12 protein-coding genes are annotated in these 14,879 nt (G+C 40.1%); 4 read left to right on the top strand and 8 right to left on the bottom strand.

All coding sequences use genetic code 11. The features are described from left to right. Positions 1-16: 16 nt before the first annotated feature. From apaG to lptD, 5 genes are read right to left on the bottom strand one after another with little or no spacing between them, the layout of a single operon-like run. Positions 17-406, bottom strand: coding sequence for a Co2+/Mg2+ efflux protein ApaG (gene apaG, locus NRL14_RS06095; RefSeq protein WP_007376554.1), 390 nt, complete (start codon positions 404-406; stop codon positions 17-19). Beyond that, the gene (gene rsmA / locus NRL14_RS06090; protein ID WP_149606868.1) at positions 390-1,196 is read right to left on the bottom strand and encodes a 16S rRNA (adenine(1518)-N(6)/adenine(1519)-N(6))-dimethyltransferase RsmA; all 807 of its coding nucleotides are present in this window, start codon (positions 1,194-1,196) and stop codon (positions 390-392) included. The genes apaG and rsmA overlap by 17 nt, the downstream gene beginning before the upstream one ends. After that, a complete protein-coding gene (gene pdxA / locus NRL14_RS06085) occupies positions 1,193-2,185 on the bottom strand; it encodes a 4-hydroxythreonine-4-phosphate dehydrogenase PdxA (protein WP_306724224.1) in 993 nt (330 codons plus the stop codon). The genes rsmA and pdxA overlap by 4 nt, the downstream gene beginning before the upstream one ends. 2 nt (positions 2,186-2,187) lie before the next feature. Next, entirely contained in the window at positions 2,188-3,483 is a 1,296-nt protein-coding gene (surA, locus tag NRL14_RS06080; protein WP_007376551.1) for a peptidylprolyl isomerase SurA, read from the bottom strand. Between the two features lie 39 nt (positions 3,484-3,522). Next, entirely contained in the window at positions 3,523-5,769 is a 2,247-nt protein-coding gene (lptD, locus tag NRL14_RS06075; protein WP_149614621.1) for an LPS assembly protein LptD, read from the bottom strand. Between the two features lie 112 nt (positions 5,770-5,881). Here lptD and NRL14_RS06070 point away from each other — a divergent pair, with 112 nt between their 5' ends. From NRL14_RS06070 to djlA, 3 genes are read left to right on the top strand one after another with little or no spacing between them, the layout of a single operon-like run. Next, entirely contained in the window at positions 5,882-6,883 is a 1,002-nt protein-coding gene (locus NRL14_RS06070; RefSeq protein WP_033028346.1) for an aminoglycoside phosphotransferase family protein, read from the top strand. After that, the gene (gene murU / locus NRL14_RS06065) at positions 6,880-7,539 is read left to right on the top strand and encodes an N-acetylmuramate alpha-1-phosphate uridylyltransferase MurU (RefSeq protein WP_306724223.1); all 660 of its coding nucleotides are present in this window, start codon (positions 6,880-6,882) and stop codon (positions 7,537-7,539) included. Before NRL14_RS06070 ends, murU begins: the two co-directional genes overlap by 4 nt. 29 nt (positions 7,540-7,568) lie before the next feature. After that, entirely contained in the window at positions 7,569-8,435 is an 867-nt protein-coding gene (gene djlA, locus NRL14_RS06060) for a co-chaperone DjlA (protein ID WP_033028344.1), read from the top strand. On the opposite strand, the gene NRL14_RS06055 is transcribed toward djlA, so the two are convergent. From NRL14_RS06055 to rapA, 3 genes are all read right to left on the bottom strand, one after another. After that, positions 8,418-9,353, bottom strand: coding sequence for a DUF3530 family protein (locus NRL14_RS06055; protein WP_306724222.1), 936 nt, complete (start codon positions 9,351-9,353; stop codon positions 8,418-8,420). The two genes, djlA and NRL14_RS06055, sit on opposite strands and share 18 nt — an antisense overlap. An 88-nt stretch (positions 9,354-9,441) precedes the next feature. Beyond that, positions 9,442-10,095, bottom strand: coding sequence for a bifunctional tRNA pseudouridine(32) synthase/23S rRNA pseudouridine(746) synthase RluA (gene rluA / locus NRL14_RS06050; protein ID WP_033038959.1), 654 nt, complete (start codon positions 10,093-10,095; stop codon positions 9,442-9,444). Between the two features lie 179 nt (positions 10,096-10,274). Beyond that, positions 10,275-13,169: an RNA polymerase-associated protein RapA gene (gene rapA / locus NRL14_RS06045; protein ID WP_306724221.1), complete on the bottom strand. Its 2,895-nt coding sequence runs from the start codon at positions 13,167-13,169 to the stop codon at positions 10,275-10,277. Between the two features lie 305 nt (positions 13,170-13,474). Here rapA and NRL14_RS06040 point away from each other — a divergent pair, with 305 nt between their 5' ends. Next, positions 13,475-14,872: a PhoH family protein gene (locus NRL14_RS06040; protein WP_306724220.1), complete on the top strand. Its 1,398-nt coding sequence runs from the start codon at positions 13,475-13,477 to the stop codon at positions 14,870-14,872. Positions 14,873-14,879: the final 7 nt, after the last annotated feature.

Below are 14,879 nucleotides of genomic sequence, written 5' to 3'. Positions count from 1 at the left end.
ACAATTTAGTTATCATTTAATGCAAAATATTAGGGCAAGCTAAACGAAACACGTTAATAGGTGCTTGAAACTCAGAACCAAATTCATTGCGTAAAGTATAATGCCCTTGCATAGTGCCTACTGGTGTATCAAGTATAGCTCCACTGGTATATTTGTAGCTTTCACCAGGGCCTATGGTTGGCATTTCGCCAACAACACCTTCACCTTCTACTTCAGTTTCTTTGCCATTTGCATCTGTAATCAACCAATAGCGGCTAAGTAACTTAGCGCTACACAGACTATGGTTTCGAATAGTTACCGAATAGGCAAATACGTATTTTTCGATCTCTGGTTGAGACTGACCTTCTACGTAAAATGTTTCTACAGATACCTTAACAGGCGATCCAATATTACTGCTTGTTGTCATAAATCCAATTAGCTATATCAATAAATTGTTGTAAAGATAAGCGCTCAGCGCGCAACGTTATGTCTATCCCAATGCTTGTAAGCTCTTCTGCTGTTAGTAAGTTGCCCAAGCTGTTGCGCAGTGTTTTACGGCGCTGATTGAAGGCTTCCAAGCACACAGTGTTTAGAATTTTAACGCTTTTAGCCGTGCGTTGTTCTGGCTTTTTAGGGATTAAGCGAATAACTGCAGAATCAACCTTAGGTGCTGGCTTAAAGCACTCAGGTGGCACTTCTATCACTGGCATTGCATTACAGTAGTATTGAGTCATTACACTTAAACGGCCAAAGGTTTTACTACCAGGGCCTGCAACCATACGCTTTACGACTTCTTTTTGTAGCATAAAATGCATGTGTTCAATATTGTCTGCAAATTCAAAAAGATGAAACAGTAAAGGCGTAGAAATATTATAAGGTAAGTTGCCAAACACTTTTAATTTTTTGTCGTCTTTTACCAGGCTTGCAAAGTCAAACGTCATTGCATCGCCTTGGTTAACGGTTAATTTAGGGCCTAAAAATGGGTGCTCAATTAAACGTTGTGCTAAATCTTTATCTAGTTCAACAACCGTTAGGTGGCCACTAAGATCAGCGACAGGCTCTGTAATAGCGCCAAGTCCAGGGCCAATTTCTACTAAGTTGTCTTCTGGTTTAGGATCGATTGCAGAGACTATTTTATCGATGATCATTTCATCAAATAAAAAGTTTTGCCCAAAACGTTTACGGGCGCGGTGTCCTAAATGTACTTTATCGGTCATTGATTTTGTGCTTTTTCTTGGGCGAGCTTAATTGCTTCGCGGATCGCTAATTCAAAACTGCCAACGTCAGCGGTACCTGTACCGGCTAAATCTAGCGCAGTACCATGATCAACTGAAGTGCGGATAAATGGTAAACCTAATGTAATATTCACAGAATTACCAAATCCCTTGTATTTTAGCACAGGTAATCCCTGATCGTGATACATAGCAAGCACAGCATCAGCTTCAGATAGATATTTATCTTGGAATAACGTGTCCGCAGGTAATGGACCTATTAAATTCATACCTTGGCTTCTAAGTACATCAAGAGTAGGTGTGATTGTTTCAATCTCTTCACGTCCTAAGTGACCATCTTCTCCTGCATGCGGGTTTAAACCGCATACCAAAATACGTGGCTTTTCGATACCAAATTTAGTTTGTAAGTCGTGATTTAAAATACCTGCTACTTTAGTAAGACGTTCTTCGGTAATAGCACGCGATACATAAGCAAGTGGGATATGAGTTGTCACAAGTGCGACACGCAAGCCCTCAGTTGCCAGCATCATCACAACGTCAGCAGTATCTGATTGCTGTGCAAAGTATTCAGTATGGCCGCTAAAAGAGATACCAGCTTTGTTAATAATACCTTTATGGACAGGACCAGTTACAACAGCATCGAATGTACCATCCATGTTTTTTTCACTTGCGATACGCAAAGTGTCTAAAACGTATTGGCCATTACCGTCGTTTAATACCCCAAGTTCTACATCAACACCTAAATCAACTTGATGTATATAAACACTACCCGCAGGTGCTACTTTTGCGGCGGCATTTTCATCAAACTTAATTAAATTAATGGGCAAACCAAGATGTTTAGCACGTTCTTTAAGTAGTTTACCATCAGCTAGTACGACAAGCTGAGCATCCCACGCTTGCTGAGCAAGCGTAAGAAGTAAATCTGGGCCGATGCCTGCTGGCTCGCCCGGGGTAATCGCAATTTTTAAGGTCATATTTATTGGTCTGTAGGGAAAATTTCAACGTGAGCTTGCTCGCGCATTTCTTGTTGCCAGTTAAAACTTTCTTCTTTAAATTTACGATTGAACAACATGCCATGAGCACGATTGCGTTTAGCAAGCTCTGTTTTATCAGCTACACGTTTGCCAAGTAACTGAACAATATGCCAACCAAATCGAGTTCTGAATGGTTCACTAATTTCATCTTGTTTAAGAGAAAGTAAAGTATCTCTAAAAGCTGGAACGTAAGTTGTTGGATCAGTCCAATCGTATTCGCCACCTTTGAGAGCTGAACCTGGATCTTCAGAATATTCTTTAGCTAGTTCACCAAAATCAGCGGTACCAGCACGTAAGTCTTTTGCAAAACCAGCAAGCATATTTCGTGCTTTTTCTTCGCTTAAGATAATAGAGGGTTTGATTAGTATATGACGTGAGCGCACTTCAGTTGTTTCTACAACTTGAAGTCCACGAATTTCTTGTACTTTAATTATATGAAATCCAGCGCCAGAGCGAAGAGGGCCTATAATAGCACCACTTTTTTTGCCTTTAACTGCTTCTGCAAATAATGATGGCATTTCATTAATACCCATCCAGCCTAGTTGTCCGCCTTCAAGTGCTTTTGAACCGCTTGATGACGAAATGGCAATACGTTTAAATTCTTGATCATCATTTAATAGTTCTATTACTTTATCTGCTCGTGTTTTTGCTGCAGATATTTCATCAGCAGTCGCATCATTAGGAATATCGATAAGAATGTGCCCGATATTATACTCTTCAGAGTTTTGTCCCTGACTTTCCATAATTTTTAGCAAATTATCAACTTCTTGATCGCTAATATAAATTCGGCGATCTACATTGGCGCGTGTAACTTGTTGAGTGGTTATTTCTTTACGGATTTCTTCACGGTATGCTTGAAAACTCTCGCCAGAACCTTCAATGGTTTTACGTAGATCAGCAATTGTACCGCCTTGTTCTTTTGCCATATTTGCTAGCGTTTGGTCTAGCTGGCTATCAGATATTTGTAATCCCATACGTTCAGCCATTTGCATCATCAATGTTTGGCTAACTAAGCGTTCTATTGCTTGTACACGTAAGGTTTCATCTTTAGGAAGTTGTTGCCCTTGCTCTTCGGCTTGTTTTTTAACACGATTTACAATGGTGTCTACTTCACTATTTAAAATAACGCCTTGGTTTACAACGCCAATCACCTTGTCGATTTCTACAGGGGCTGCTAATGCACTTTGGCAAAGGCTGATACTTAAAACTGTTGATACTAATAATTTTTTTAAAGTCATGTTCTCTTTACTACTCTTGCTAATAGTACTGTTGTGATACTAGTTACTAAGAAAATACGGTCTACGATAGCCAAAAATACCTTGTTGTAATAGTTTTTGTGCATCATAGCGGCTTTTACTACCCAGTCCTTTTAATACAAAATTAAAACCAATACTTGAGTCAAAAGTTGCTTGTTCTTGTCCTATTGACTGATTTAAGTCAGTTTCGATTTGGCGATGACCAGTAATTTGGAATGCCCAACAGCATGATTCATACTGTAATCCGCTCAATATTTCGATACTTCTGTTATTTTCAAGATCTCGATGATAGCTTGCAATAAATTGCCATTCGTCACTAATGGGAATACTTGTAAATACACCCGCTTGCTCGATTGTATTTCCTGAGACATCATTTGCATAGCGATGGTTCAATTGTACTAGCTGATTATTATCACCTTTGTAATCAAGAGTTACATTTGACTGAACCATTTGTTTACCATCTGTATCGTATTGAATACCTCCAGCAAGGTACCAACGTCGATGCCAATGTAACATGGTTTGGGCTGCAAATAGTGCATTATAATTAGTGTCTGAGTTTAAGCCTTGCTCTGTTGGTTTAGCTGAGTCACTTAAATAAAATATTTGTCCAGCACTAAAGTTAAACACTTCTTCTTGTTTTTTATCAAACAAACGCGTTGTTGCACCCAATGTAAATTGGTTTGCAGCGGCAATACGGTCAACACCCGAAAATCGAGTGTCTCTAAATAAGCCATAGTAATCGTCTTGTAGCTTAGTTGTATCGAATAACCCAATATCAGATTGGTCTTTATTGGGGGTATATAAATACTGAACTTGAGGCTCCAAGGTTTGAGTACCATCTTCAATAAAAGATGATGTATTACGTTCAAAATTTAGTTGAGAATATAAACGAACTTTAGGGATTGTACGTGACACGCTTTCGCTGTATTGCGTACCATCTAAATCACCATGTTGTTTATAATTTGTTTGCAATAAACTTACTTCAGATAAAAACGACCATGCATGTTGTTTGTAATCAAAGCGGGCTTTAGGCTCTAAATGCACTCGTGTTGCTTGATCTATAATGGCTGAGTCGTTAGTAAAATGACTGATTTCGCCAGAAACTGTAAAATCAAAATTATCAATACGCCATGGGGCTGTTTGAGTAAAGTTGATTTGAGGTATAGCGGTATATGATTCTAAGTGATCACCGAGTACTTCAAAGTTTTGCACTTTAATATCTGTACGCCATGTCTCACCTAAGTGTGTTAGTGCGCCAGTTCGGTAAAGTTGGGTATCGGTTTTATTTGCATAGTTAGAATCAAGATCAGTAATGTAATTGTCATCACTTACGTTGGTAATATCTACATTAGCTCGCCAGCTCTCACCTAAATAACTTCTTTGTTGCCAATGAAACATATAACGTGAATCAAGAGTTGGCTCTGAATCGTCTTTATTTAAGTACTCTACACCGACCAAACCTTCATGTTGCTCAGTTAAGTACCGAAACTCTGTTTGCAGTTGCAAGCCTTTACGAGACATATAGCGCGGGGTAATAGTGGCATCAAAATTTGGCGCTATGTTCCAGTAATAAGGTGTAATTGTTTCAATACCATAGCGATCTGAGCTGGAAATATTAGGCTTTAGTAATCCTGATTTACGACGTTCATCGAGTGCAAATGTAAAATAAGGCAAATATAAAACAGGTGTATCAAGAATTCTTAGTACCGCATTGTGAGTTTCACCCCAGCCTTCCTCGCGGGATAAATTAATTTCGTCTGCTTCTATTTCCCATACAGGGCTTTGACCAGGACAAGCAGTAAAGCTTGCATTCATGAGCACTAAGCCAGAATCATTCACGGTCAGCTTTTCTGCACCACCTTTACCTTGTTGATCGGTTAAACTGTAATCTGCACCAAGTAGGCTAATTTCTGAGTTGCTTAAATCGGCGTTTAGCCCTTTGCTGCTTATTTGGCTAATTGTGTCACGATAAGTAATTGGTCCGGTTGCATTTAATAAACCACGCTGTTTATCTATCAACGCAGTTTGTGCGGACAAACTCATATTAACGGTGTTAATATCAACATTGCCGGTAAATTCAGCACTTTGAGTGCCTAGGAGCTCTACATCATCAGCTTTAATATCAACAGTACCAAGCTCAAGGCCTGGAAGTGGTTGCCAAGCTCTGGTTTGCATTGAAATGCCACAAAGGTTGTGCGTCAGTTCAGTTTCGGCAAGCGATGGTGCGCTAACTACGCTTAGCATCAATATGCCCCAGGTTTTGCTCATTTATTGACCTTAATGCTTTGTGATTAAATATAATTTACACATAATAAAGGAAAATAATGGCAAATACAGTAATTGACCTAATTAACTTAGTTAAAAATAGATATCTTATAAAATGACACGCTTTGATAATTTACAACAATTTATAAACACACACTTTAATACGCAGCCTACTTTGTTAAGTGCGATAACAGGAGATGCTAGTTTCCGTCGCTATTACCGTTTAACGTGCAGTAATGAGCATTTTATTGTGATGGATTCAGAACCCCAAAAAGTAAATAACGCGCCTTATATATCACTTAATAAGGTATTTACCGAGCAAGGCTTTTTACTTCCAAAAATAATTGCTAGCGACGAGCAGCAAGGCTTTTTTATACTAAGTGATTTAGGCAGTAAGCATTTGGCTGATATGCTAGATGATGAAAATCGTATTGAGTATTACAAAGCTTTAATAAGTTTAAGTGCTCAATGGGCAAAAACACCACCCTCAGCTGTTATGCAAGCTTACAATAAAGACTTTATAAAACTTGAGCTCGATATATTTAGTCAGTGGTTAGTAAACGACTTTATAGATGAATCCCCAACAGCAGCGTATCAAGCTATGTGGCAAACAAGCTGTGAGTTACTCACTCAGGCTATGCTTGTGCAGCCTACAGTAACCGTGCACCGTGATTATCACAGTCGAAATATTATGAATAGTAATGGCCTGTGGGCGATTATAGATTATCAAGATGCGGTACGTGGTCCGCTTTGTTACGATTTAGTATCGCTGCTTCGAGATTGCTATTTTAAACTTCCGGCAAAAGAGCTAACAAGCTTGCTTGATTTTGCTTATAGCGAGTTCACTGCTCAAAATTTAATGGTTAATACCTCATTTGATGAGTTTAAATATTGGTTTGATTTAACCGGTATTCAGCGCCACTTAAAAGCAGCTGGTATATTTTGTCGATTATATTTACGCGACGGGAAAACAGGTTATTTAGATAATATTTTACCCACACTTGATTATATTATTGAAGTGGCTGCTAATTATCCCGAGCTTAAAGCATTGAGTGATTGGACTAAACATACCATAGTACCAAAAGTGACTGAAAAGTTAGCAAAGGAGCGCACATGAAAGCGTTGATTTTAGCCGCAGGACGCGGACAGAGGATGATGCCGCTAACACAGAATATGCCAAAACCAATGTTAAAAGTAGCAGAAAAACCACTTATTGAGCATCATATAAATAACCTCAAAGCTGCCGGAATTACCGATATTGTAATAAACCTCGCTTGGCAAGGTGATAAAATAAAAGATTACTTTAACGATGGCAGTCAATTTGGGGTAAACATACTTTACAGTCAAGAAGTTGAAGGTGGTCTTGAAACTGCTGGCGGTATTATTCAGGCGCTACCTCTGCTTGGAGAGTCTTTCATTGTAGTTAATGGCGATGTATATACCGATTATGATGTAAGTGCGCTAATGCAGCTGCATTTGCAAGCGGGTGAGGCGCATATTGTGCTAATACAAAACCCACCACATAATCCAGATGGTGATTTTTCATTAAGTCATTTATCGCCAGAAAGTCAAAAGTATACATTCTCAGGGATCAGTCGGTATCAGGCTGATTTTTTCAAAGGGTTAACGCAAGGGAGGCGTCCTTTAGGGCCTATTTTACGTGAAAAGCTAAGTAAGCATGTAATCTCTACTGAGCTTTATATTGGTCAGTGGGATGATATAGGTACACCCGAACGTTTGAATGACTTAAACAAACGCCTTGCGGCGCATTAACTAAATTTTTTAAAAAGGCAGCATTATAAATGTGGGGAAAAATACTCGGTTTTTGTTTTGGCTTTATGTTTGGCAAGATTTTTGGTGCCATTTTAGGTTTATACCTTGGCCATTTATTTGATAAAAGCTTAAAAAGTAACTTTGATAAAGCAGGTGGCTTTTCAAGCTTGTTTAACGATGCAGATGTAAACGAGCGCCAAGCTTTGTTCTTTTCGAGCTGTTTTGCCGTAATGGGGCATATTGCTAAATCGAATGGCAGAGTTAGCGAAGTGCATATAAAAGCCGCCAACTTGTTTATGGATGAAATGGGTTTGAAAGGCGAAGAGCGCCGCGAAGCACAGCAGGCTTTTCAGTCGGGTAAAGAGGGCGACTTCTCACTTAAAGAAACCGTGCACGACTTTAAAGAACGCTTTGCTAAGCGAAACGACTTGATGCAATTGTTTTTAGAAATACAAATTCAAATGGCATTCTCTGATGGGGTGTTAGCCGAACAAGAAAAGCAATTGTTAGCAGAGGTAAGTAAGCAGTTAGGGATTTCGAAAACGCATTTTGCATTTGTATTAAAACGCTATCAAGCAGAATTTAACTTTAGAAAGCAACAACAGCGCTTTAATCAACAGCAACAAAGCCAAGGGCAAAGTAGCAGCTACCGTGAAGGCTCGGGTCATCATGTCCCACCCAATAATAATATGAATCGTACGCAGGCATTGGCGTTATTAGGGCTTAATGATGGTGTGACTGAGCGTGAGATAAAAGTAGCGTACCGTAAACTTATGTCCCAACATCACCCAGATAAATTGGTATCGCAAGGTTTACCAAAACACATGATGGAGCTTGCAGTTAAAAAGAGCCAAGATATTCAAGCGGCTTATGAATATTTAAAAAAGGCGGCGTAAAAAGCCGTCTATTTCTTTTGTAAGGCGTGCGTGTTGATCCGGTTGATCGCGCAGGCCAAACAGCTGGCGTTGGCGATAATCAAATTTAGCATTTCGGTTAACCCAGCGTTGGCGATTTTTAAGGCTCATTAAAATATCATTGCTGTCATTAGCATAGTAAATATCGAGTAAAGCTGGCGTAACAAGTGATGTTGTTTGGCTCAAATCTTTATTACGTTTAGTATTAGGTAAGTAACTGCTTAAACTTATAAATGCATCTACTCTCTGTTCTGGAAAGTCGGCATAGTGCTCAAGTAATACGCCAGCACTGGTACCTTGTGCAATAACCACTACGTTACCAGGCTCTTGCATTGCAGTTTGGTATAGCGCATTAAAGCGAGCAATCAGATTTATTTTATAATTGTCGAGTACTTCATTAGTCACTTTTTCTAGAGCATTAACATAATGAGGTTCTGCATTTTTCTTCATATCTGCAGTCGCAGGCTCTGTGCTTGTAGCTGCATCAGGTGTCGTTGTTTCTGCAGGCATTTCTGTTGATGAGTCTGGTATTTTGCTGGCTTGCCAGTCTATGTCGGGTACCGTCATTGCGTAAGTGGTATAGCCTAAGTTATTAAGTTCTTTTCGTAAAAAACTCATGCCAGCATTGTTTGTTGGCACTGATTGCCAGTCGGGTATAAGTAATACAACACCTCTAAAGTCGGCGCTCATATATTCGCTGTATAAACTCAAAAACTCGGTTTCACCTGCAAGTATTGATTTTATTTCGTCATTTGGAAGCAAGCGTTCAATATCGTTGTTTTCAATACTTGATAATGTAGGAGGGGCAATATGCTCTGCAGCTGTTACCTGTACGCTTAAAAATAGCGTACATATTAGTAATACGTTAAGTATACTTTTTAAAAACTGCGCAGATACCATAAGAAGCTCAAATAATGAATACTAATTAGGTATCGGCGTACTACGGTAAAAGTTTAGCACTATGGCTTAATAATCATTAATGCAATGATTAAAACTCAGGTTCGGCTTCAAATGTAAGTACTTGCTCAGTTGTAGGGTGCTTCAACTTCAGCATTTGTGCGTGTAATTGTAAGCGAGGAGCTGCGGCAAGTGCGTCTTTATGGGCATAGAGCCTATCACCTAAAATAGGATGTCCTAAACTTAGCATATGTACACGTAACTGATGTGAGCGCCCAGTTATTGGCGTTAGCTCTACACGGGTAGCATCGGCTTCGCGCTCAAGTATTTTAAAGTGCGTAAGCGATGGCTTACCATTTTCGTGATCAACCATTTGTTTTGGGCGATTAGGCCAATCACAAATAAGCGGCAGATCCACGGTTCCCGTATCGACCTCAAGCTGCCCAAATACACGTGCAATATAACGCTTAGCTGTTTCGCGTTCTTGAAACTGCATACTTAAATGCCTGTGCGCTGCTTTATTCATAGCAAGGCAAAGTATGCCCGATGTTGCCATATCTAAACGATGAACTATTTTAGCCGTTGGAAAAACACGATTAACACGGTTAATTAAGCTGTCGGCGTGTTTAGGATCTTTACCAGGGACGGTTAATAACTCGCTTGGCTTATTAACGATGAGCAAGTCGTCGTCTTGGAAAAGTATTGTTAAATACGGGCTCATTGGGGGATTATAGTTAACTAACACAGCCTGCCTTAATGATTTTTAAGGGCGCTATTTTAGTGAATTAGTTACTTAGATACAAGATGGTGATTATGTAGATGAGTGCTAAATATAAAATAAAAAAGTGCGGTATAAATACCGCACTTTTTTATGTTTTTTCATTTGTAATCTTTACTAACGACCGACATCTTTAAATTGAAAGTTTAGTGCGAAACCACAATTAAGCGAATTGCATCAAGTTGTAACTGCGTTTTTTCAATATACGTAGTTAGGTCGTTGCGTTGCTTATCGTAAAACGTTATTTCTTCTTGGCGAATATTTGGGTTAATTTGCTTAAGGGCAACAAGTCGCTCTTGCTCTTCACTGAGTGATGTTTGCATTTTAACAAGCGACGCTGCACGAATAACTTCAAGTTTTTCTTGTGCCATATCTTTAGCGGTAGTGATCATCGGGTGAACAGCGCTTTGCAGTGCTCCCGCAAGTTTACTGGCTGTTTGGCGGCCAACGGCTGATAGCTGCTGATTAAAGCCTTCAAAAGCTACATTCTCACCTAAGTTATTGCCTGCTTTATCAAGCAATATACGAATTGGTGTAGGCGGTAAAAAGCGACCAACTTGCAATACTTTTGGTGCCATTGCTTCTGCAACAAAAATAAGCTCAACAAAAAAGGTGCCAGGCGGTAATTTTTTGTTTTTAAGCAGTGCAACTGATGCGCTACCAAAGTCATCGTCACAAATCATATCCATAGTGCCTTGCACCATAGGGTGATCCCAGCTGATAAAGTGTACGTCTTCTTGCGAAAGAGCCGTGTCGCGATCAAAGGTAACCGTCATGCCATCGTCTTTAAGCGATGGGAATGAGGCGCTTAACATATGTTCCGTTGGCTTTAAGATAATGGTGTTTTCGCCTTTATCTTCTTGGCTTACGCCAAATGTGTCGAACACGTTGATCATGTAACTTGGTAGTTCAAACTGATTATCGAGTTTTTCGATATCAGTCACAAGCGAGTCGGCAGCACCTTGACCCGATGAATGTAGCTCTAGTAAACGATCTCGTCCGCTTTCCATTTTTTTACGCAGTACTGCATTTTGCTGTGCTACTTGCTCAAGTAATGGATCGAGTTCGTCTTCATCGCAGTTATGCGCAGAAATATATTCAAGTAGATCATCACGGAACTCTTTATAAAGCATTTGCCCCGTTGTTGATGTAGATTCGAATGCATCTAGACCTTCGTTGTACCAACGTAGCAGTACTTCTTGAGCGGTGTTTTCAAAATATGGCACATGAATGTTCACATCTTGCGTTTGACCTATACGGTCTAATCGACCAATACGCTGCTCTAGTAAATCTGGGTTCAGTGGTAAATCAAACAGTACTAAGTGATGCGAGAACTGGAAATTACGACCTTCTGAGCCAATTTCTGAACACAGTAATATTTGTGCATTATCGTACTCGTCTGCAAAAAATGCAGCAGCGCGGTCACGCTCAATAATCGACATGCCTTCGTGGAATACCGACGCTTTAATTGCTTCGCGTTCACGCAGTATTTGCTCAAGGCTGATAGCTGTTTCAGCTTTAGCACAGATAAGCAGTACTTTTTCGCGCTTAAGTGTTTTAAGGGTGTCGATTAACCAATCTACACGTGGATCGAATAAACCCCAGCTTGCGCTTTCGCCTTCAAATTCTTGAAATATTTTTTCAGGAAACAGGGCACGGTGTGCACTTAGTTCAGCGTTTTGAATGCCGCCCATGTTACCAAGAACCGACATAGCCGTTTTATACTGTTTTGGCAGTGCCATTGGGTAGGCGTGTAATTTACGGCTTGGGTAGCCGTCAATGCCGCTGCGGCTATTTCTGAATAATATACGACCTGTGCCATGGCGATCGAGCAGCATATTAAGTATTTCTTTACGCGCTGGTAAATCACCTTGCTGTGCTTTTTCAAGAATATCAGTAATGTCGGTTTCTTTTAATAGCTCAATTAGCGTGGCTTTGGCTGCGTCGTCCAGAGCTTGCTCTTGCAGTAATTGATTTGCAGCTTGCGCTACGTCTTTATAATTTGCTTCTTCTTCTTTAAACACGTCGTAGTCGTAAAAACGATCCGGATCGAGTAACTGCAAACGTGCAAAGTGACTGCTGTGACCAAGTTGATCAGGCGTTGCTGTAAGTAAAATAAGGCCCGGAATATCTTGGCTAAGCTCTGCCATACGTTGGTACTCTGAGCTTGGCTTGCCGTTATTGATGCTTAGATGATGGGCTTCATCTATTACTAAAAGATCCCAATCAGCAAGTGTTGCTTGTTCAAACCAACGTTTTTTCTTGGTTAAAAACTCAAGGCTGGTAAGTACTAGTTGCTCTGTATCAAACACGTTTGGAGAATCTGCAAACGCTTCGTCGCAGCGCTCTTCATCAAAAATAGAAAAACGTAAGTTAAAGCGGCGTAGCATTTCTACTAACCATTGGTGCTGTAAGTTTTCAGGCACCACAATCAGTACGCGACTCGCACGGCCACTAATAATTTGTTGATGTAGTATCATGCCCGCTTCAATTGTTTTACCAAGGCCTACTTCATCTGATAAAAGTACGCGTGGTGCAAAACGTTTACCCACTTCCTGGGCAATATAAAGCTGGTGCGGAATAAGATTAGCACGCTGACCAATTAAGCCTTTAATAGGCGATTGCTCACGTTCAAATTTATGTAACCACGTTTGGTAGCGAAGTGTGTAGCGATCAAAACGATCTACTTGGCCTGCAAATAAACGATCTTGTGGTTTATTGAATTTAATAAAATGATCTAAAAAGGTTTCTTTAAGCTTGGCAGTTTCGCCATTATCAACACGGGTGCCGTGATAACACAGTAATTCGCCTTGTACTTCAATAGACTCTACTTCTAATTCCCATTCTTCAACGCTTTTGATCACATCGCCAGGATTAAATGCCACACGGGTAACAGGTGCTTCTGCACTAGAATAAACACGGCTCTCACCACTGGCAGGAAATAATATGCTGACCTGACGGCCTTCAATGGCAACAACGGTGCCTAATCCTAAATCTGACTCTGTATCACTGATCCAACGCTGACCTAAGGAAAAATTCATGTATGTCTCGTCTATGATGAAAAAGGCGGCTATGTTACCTGTAAGCTAACACCACTGCAAGGCGCTATTTGGCTCACTTTTAATTAATTTTGTAAGTGTTAATTATTACTATTAAAACAGCTTGTTTATGACTCTTTTTTAGGTAAATCAAAACTAATTACAGTTTGTAATAAAACGGACTTTTATGACAAATAGACTAAACTTACATTATGCCTTAGCAATTAAGTATTGCAGGTTTAAGTTTTGCCCGTTTTACTTAGTTATTTTGGTATAGCATAAAAATCATAAAACGTAAGGAAAGTGCTATGGAAAAAGCTTCGAACCTTGAAAGTAAAATGTATGTGCTAGATACCAACGTACTACTTCACGAACCACTCGCTTATTTGTCTTTTCAAGAGCATGACGTTGTTATCCCAATGACGGTGCTTGAAGAGCTTGACCACATAAAAGACAGAAAACACGACGTAAGTCGTGATGCGCGCGTCGCTATTCGTGGATTAGATGAAGTTCTTAAAAATGCAACGCCCGAACAAATGCTACAAGGCGTGGCGCTGCCAAGTAACAAAAAGGCAAAAGCGAGCTCTGCAGGTACCCTCATTATTGTAAACGATCATTTATTTGCCGACTCCATTTCTGGTTTACCAGGTAACGAAAACGACCATCGTATTATTAATTGCGCCGTGTACTTACAAAAGCAGCACAGTGATTCAAAGGTTATATTGGTTACAAAAGACATAAACATGCGCCTAAAAGCCAAAGGCGCCGGGCTTAAATATGTTGAGGATTACCGCACCGACCAACTTATTGACGATATAAGCCTGCTTACTAGTGGTTATAAAAAAATTGAAGGGGATGTTTGGGAGCATGTAGGGGAGTGTAATACGCAGCAACACGGACGTGATACGTTTCATCATGTGCCTAAAAACTTAATACCTGATGTATTTTGTAATGAATATTTACTTGATGGAGGGGATCAGTTTGCGGCGCGTGTTAAATCGTACGATGACGAGCACATAACGCTAAAAGATATTGGCGTTGAGCGTTTAATGCATCAACAAGCATGGGGCGTTAAACCTAAAAACATTTATCAAGGTATGGCGCTTGATGCACTACTCGATACAAGTATTGAACTTGTTATTTTAACCGGCCCTGCGGGGTGTGGTAAAACCTTGTTAGCGCTTGCCAGCGCCCTTGAAATGGTCATCGAAAAAGGTATTTACGATAAAGTAATAGTCACCCGTAATACCCCTGAAATAGCAGAGTCCATTGGTTTTTTACCCGGCACAGAAGAGGAGAAAATGGCGCCATGGCTTGCAGCCATTACCGATACGCTGGAGGTATTGCACAAAGGCGACGAAAATCCGATATCAAGCCGAAACTACATTATGGAAAAAGCCAATGTGCAGTTTAAATCGGTTAACTTTATGCGTGGGCGTAGCATTCAAAATGCGGTGGTAATTTTAGATGAGAGCCAAAATTTAACGGCATCTCAACTTAAAACGATTATTACTCGCTGCGGCGAAGGTACTAAATTAATTTGTACGGGTAACTTGGCGCAAATAGACAGTAACTACCTAACACCGGTGACTTCGGGCTTAACGTACATAGTAGAGCGTTTTAAAAACTTTGAGGGCAGTGCAACGATAAACCTTAACGGGGTTGTACGTAGTCGCTTAGCGTCATTTGCAGAAGAAAATTTATAACTTGCGC

The sequence above is a fragment of the Pseudoalteromonas sp. 20-92 genome, from assembly GCF_030847595.1.
GTDB classification, from domain to species: Bacteria; Pseudomonadota; Gammaproteobacteria; order Enterobacterales; family Alteromonadaceae; genus Pseudoalteromonas; species Pseudoalteromonas fuliginea.
This window is presented reverse-complemented; position numbering and strand designations above follow the sequence as displayed.

Coding starts and splice junctions, on each gene's coding strand:
- apaG (WP_007376554.1), bottom strand. CDS start 406: ATGACAACAAGCAGTAATATTGGATCGCCTGTTAAGGTATCTGTAGAA.
- NRL14_RS06070 (WP_033028346.1), top strand. CDS start 5,882: ATGACACGCTTTGATAATTTACAACAATTTATAAACACACACTTTAAT.
- rapA (WP_306724221.1), bottom strand. CDS start 13,169: ATGAATTTTTCCTTAGGTCAGCGTTGGATCAGTGATACAGAGTCAGAT.
- rsmA (WP_149606868.1), bottom strand. CDS start 1,196: ATGACCGATAAAGTACATTTAGGACACCGCGCCCGTAAACGTTTTGGG.
- djlA (WP_033028344.1), top strand. CDS start 7,569: ATGTGGGGAAAAATACTCGGTTTTTGTTTTGGCTTTATGTTTGGCAAG.
- surA (WP_007376551.1), bottom strand. CDS start 3,483: ATGACTTTAAAAAAATTATTAGTATCAACAGTTTTAAGTATCAGCCTT.
- pdxA (WP_306724224.1), bottom strand. CDS start 2,185: ATGACCTTAAAAATTGCGATTACCCCGGGCGAGCCAGCAGGCATCGGC.
- NRL14_RS06055 (WP_306724222.1), bottom strand. CDS start 9,353: ATGGTATCTGCGCAGTTTTTAAAAAGTATACTTAACGTATTACTAATA.
- NRL14_RS06040 (WP_306724220.1), top strand. CDS start 13,475: ATGGAAAAAGCTTCGAACCTTGAAAGTAAAATGTATGTGCTAGATACC.
- murU (WP_306724223.1), top strand. CDS start 6,880: ATGAAAGCGTTGATTTTAGCCGCAGGACGCGGACAGAGGATGATGCCG.
- lptD (WP_149614621.1), bottom strand. CDS start 5,769: ATGAGCAAAACCTGGGGCATATTGATGCTAAGCGTAGTTAGCGCACCA.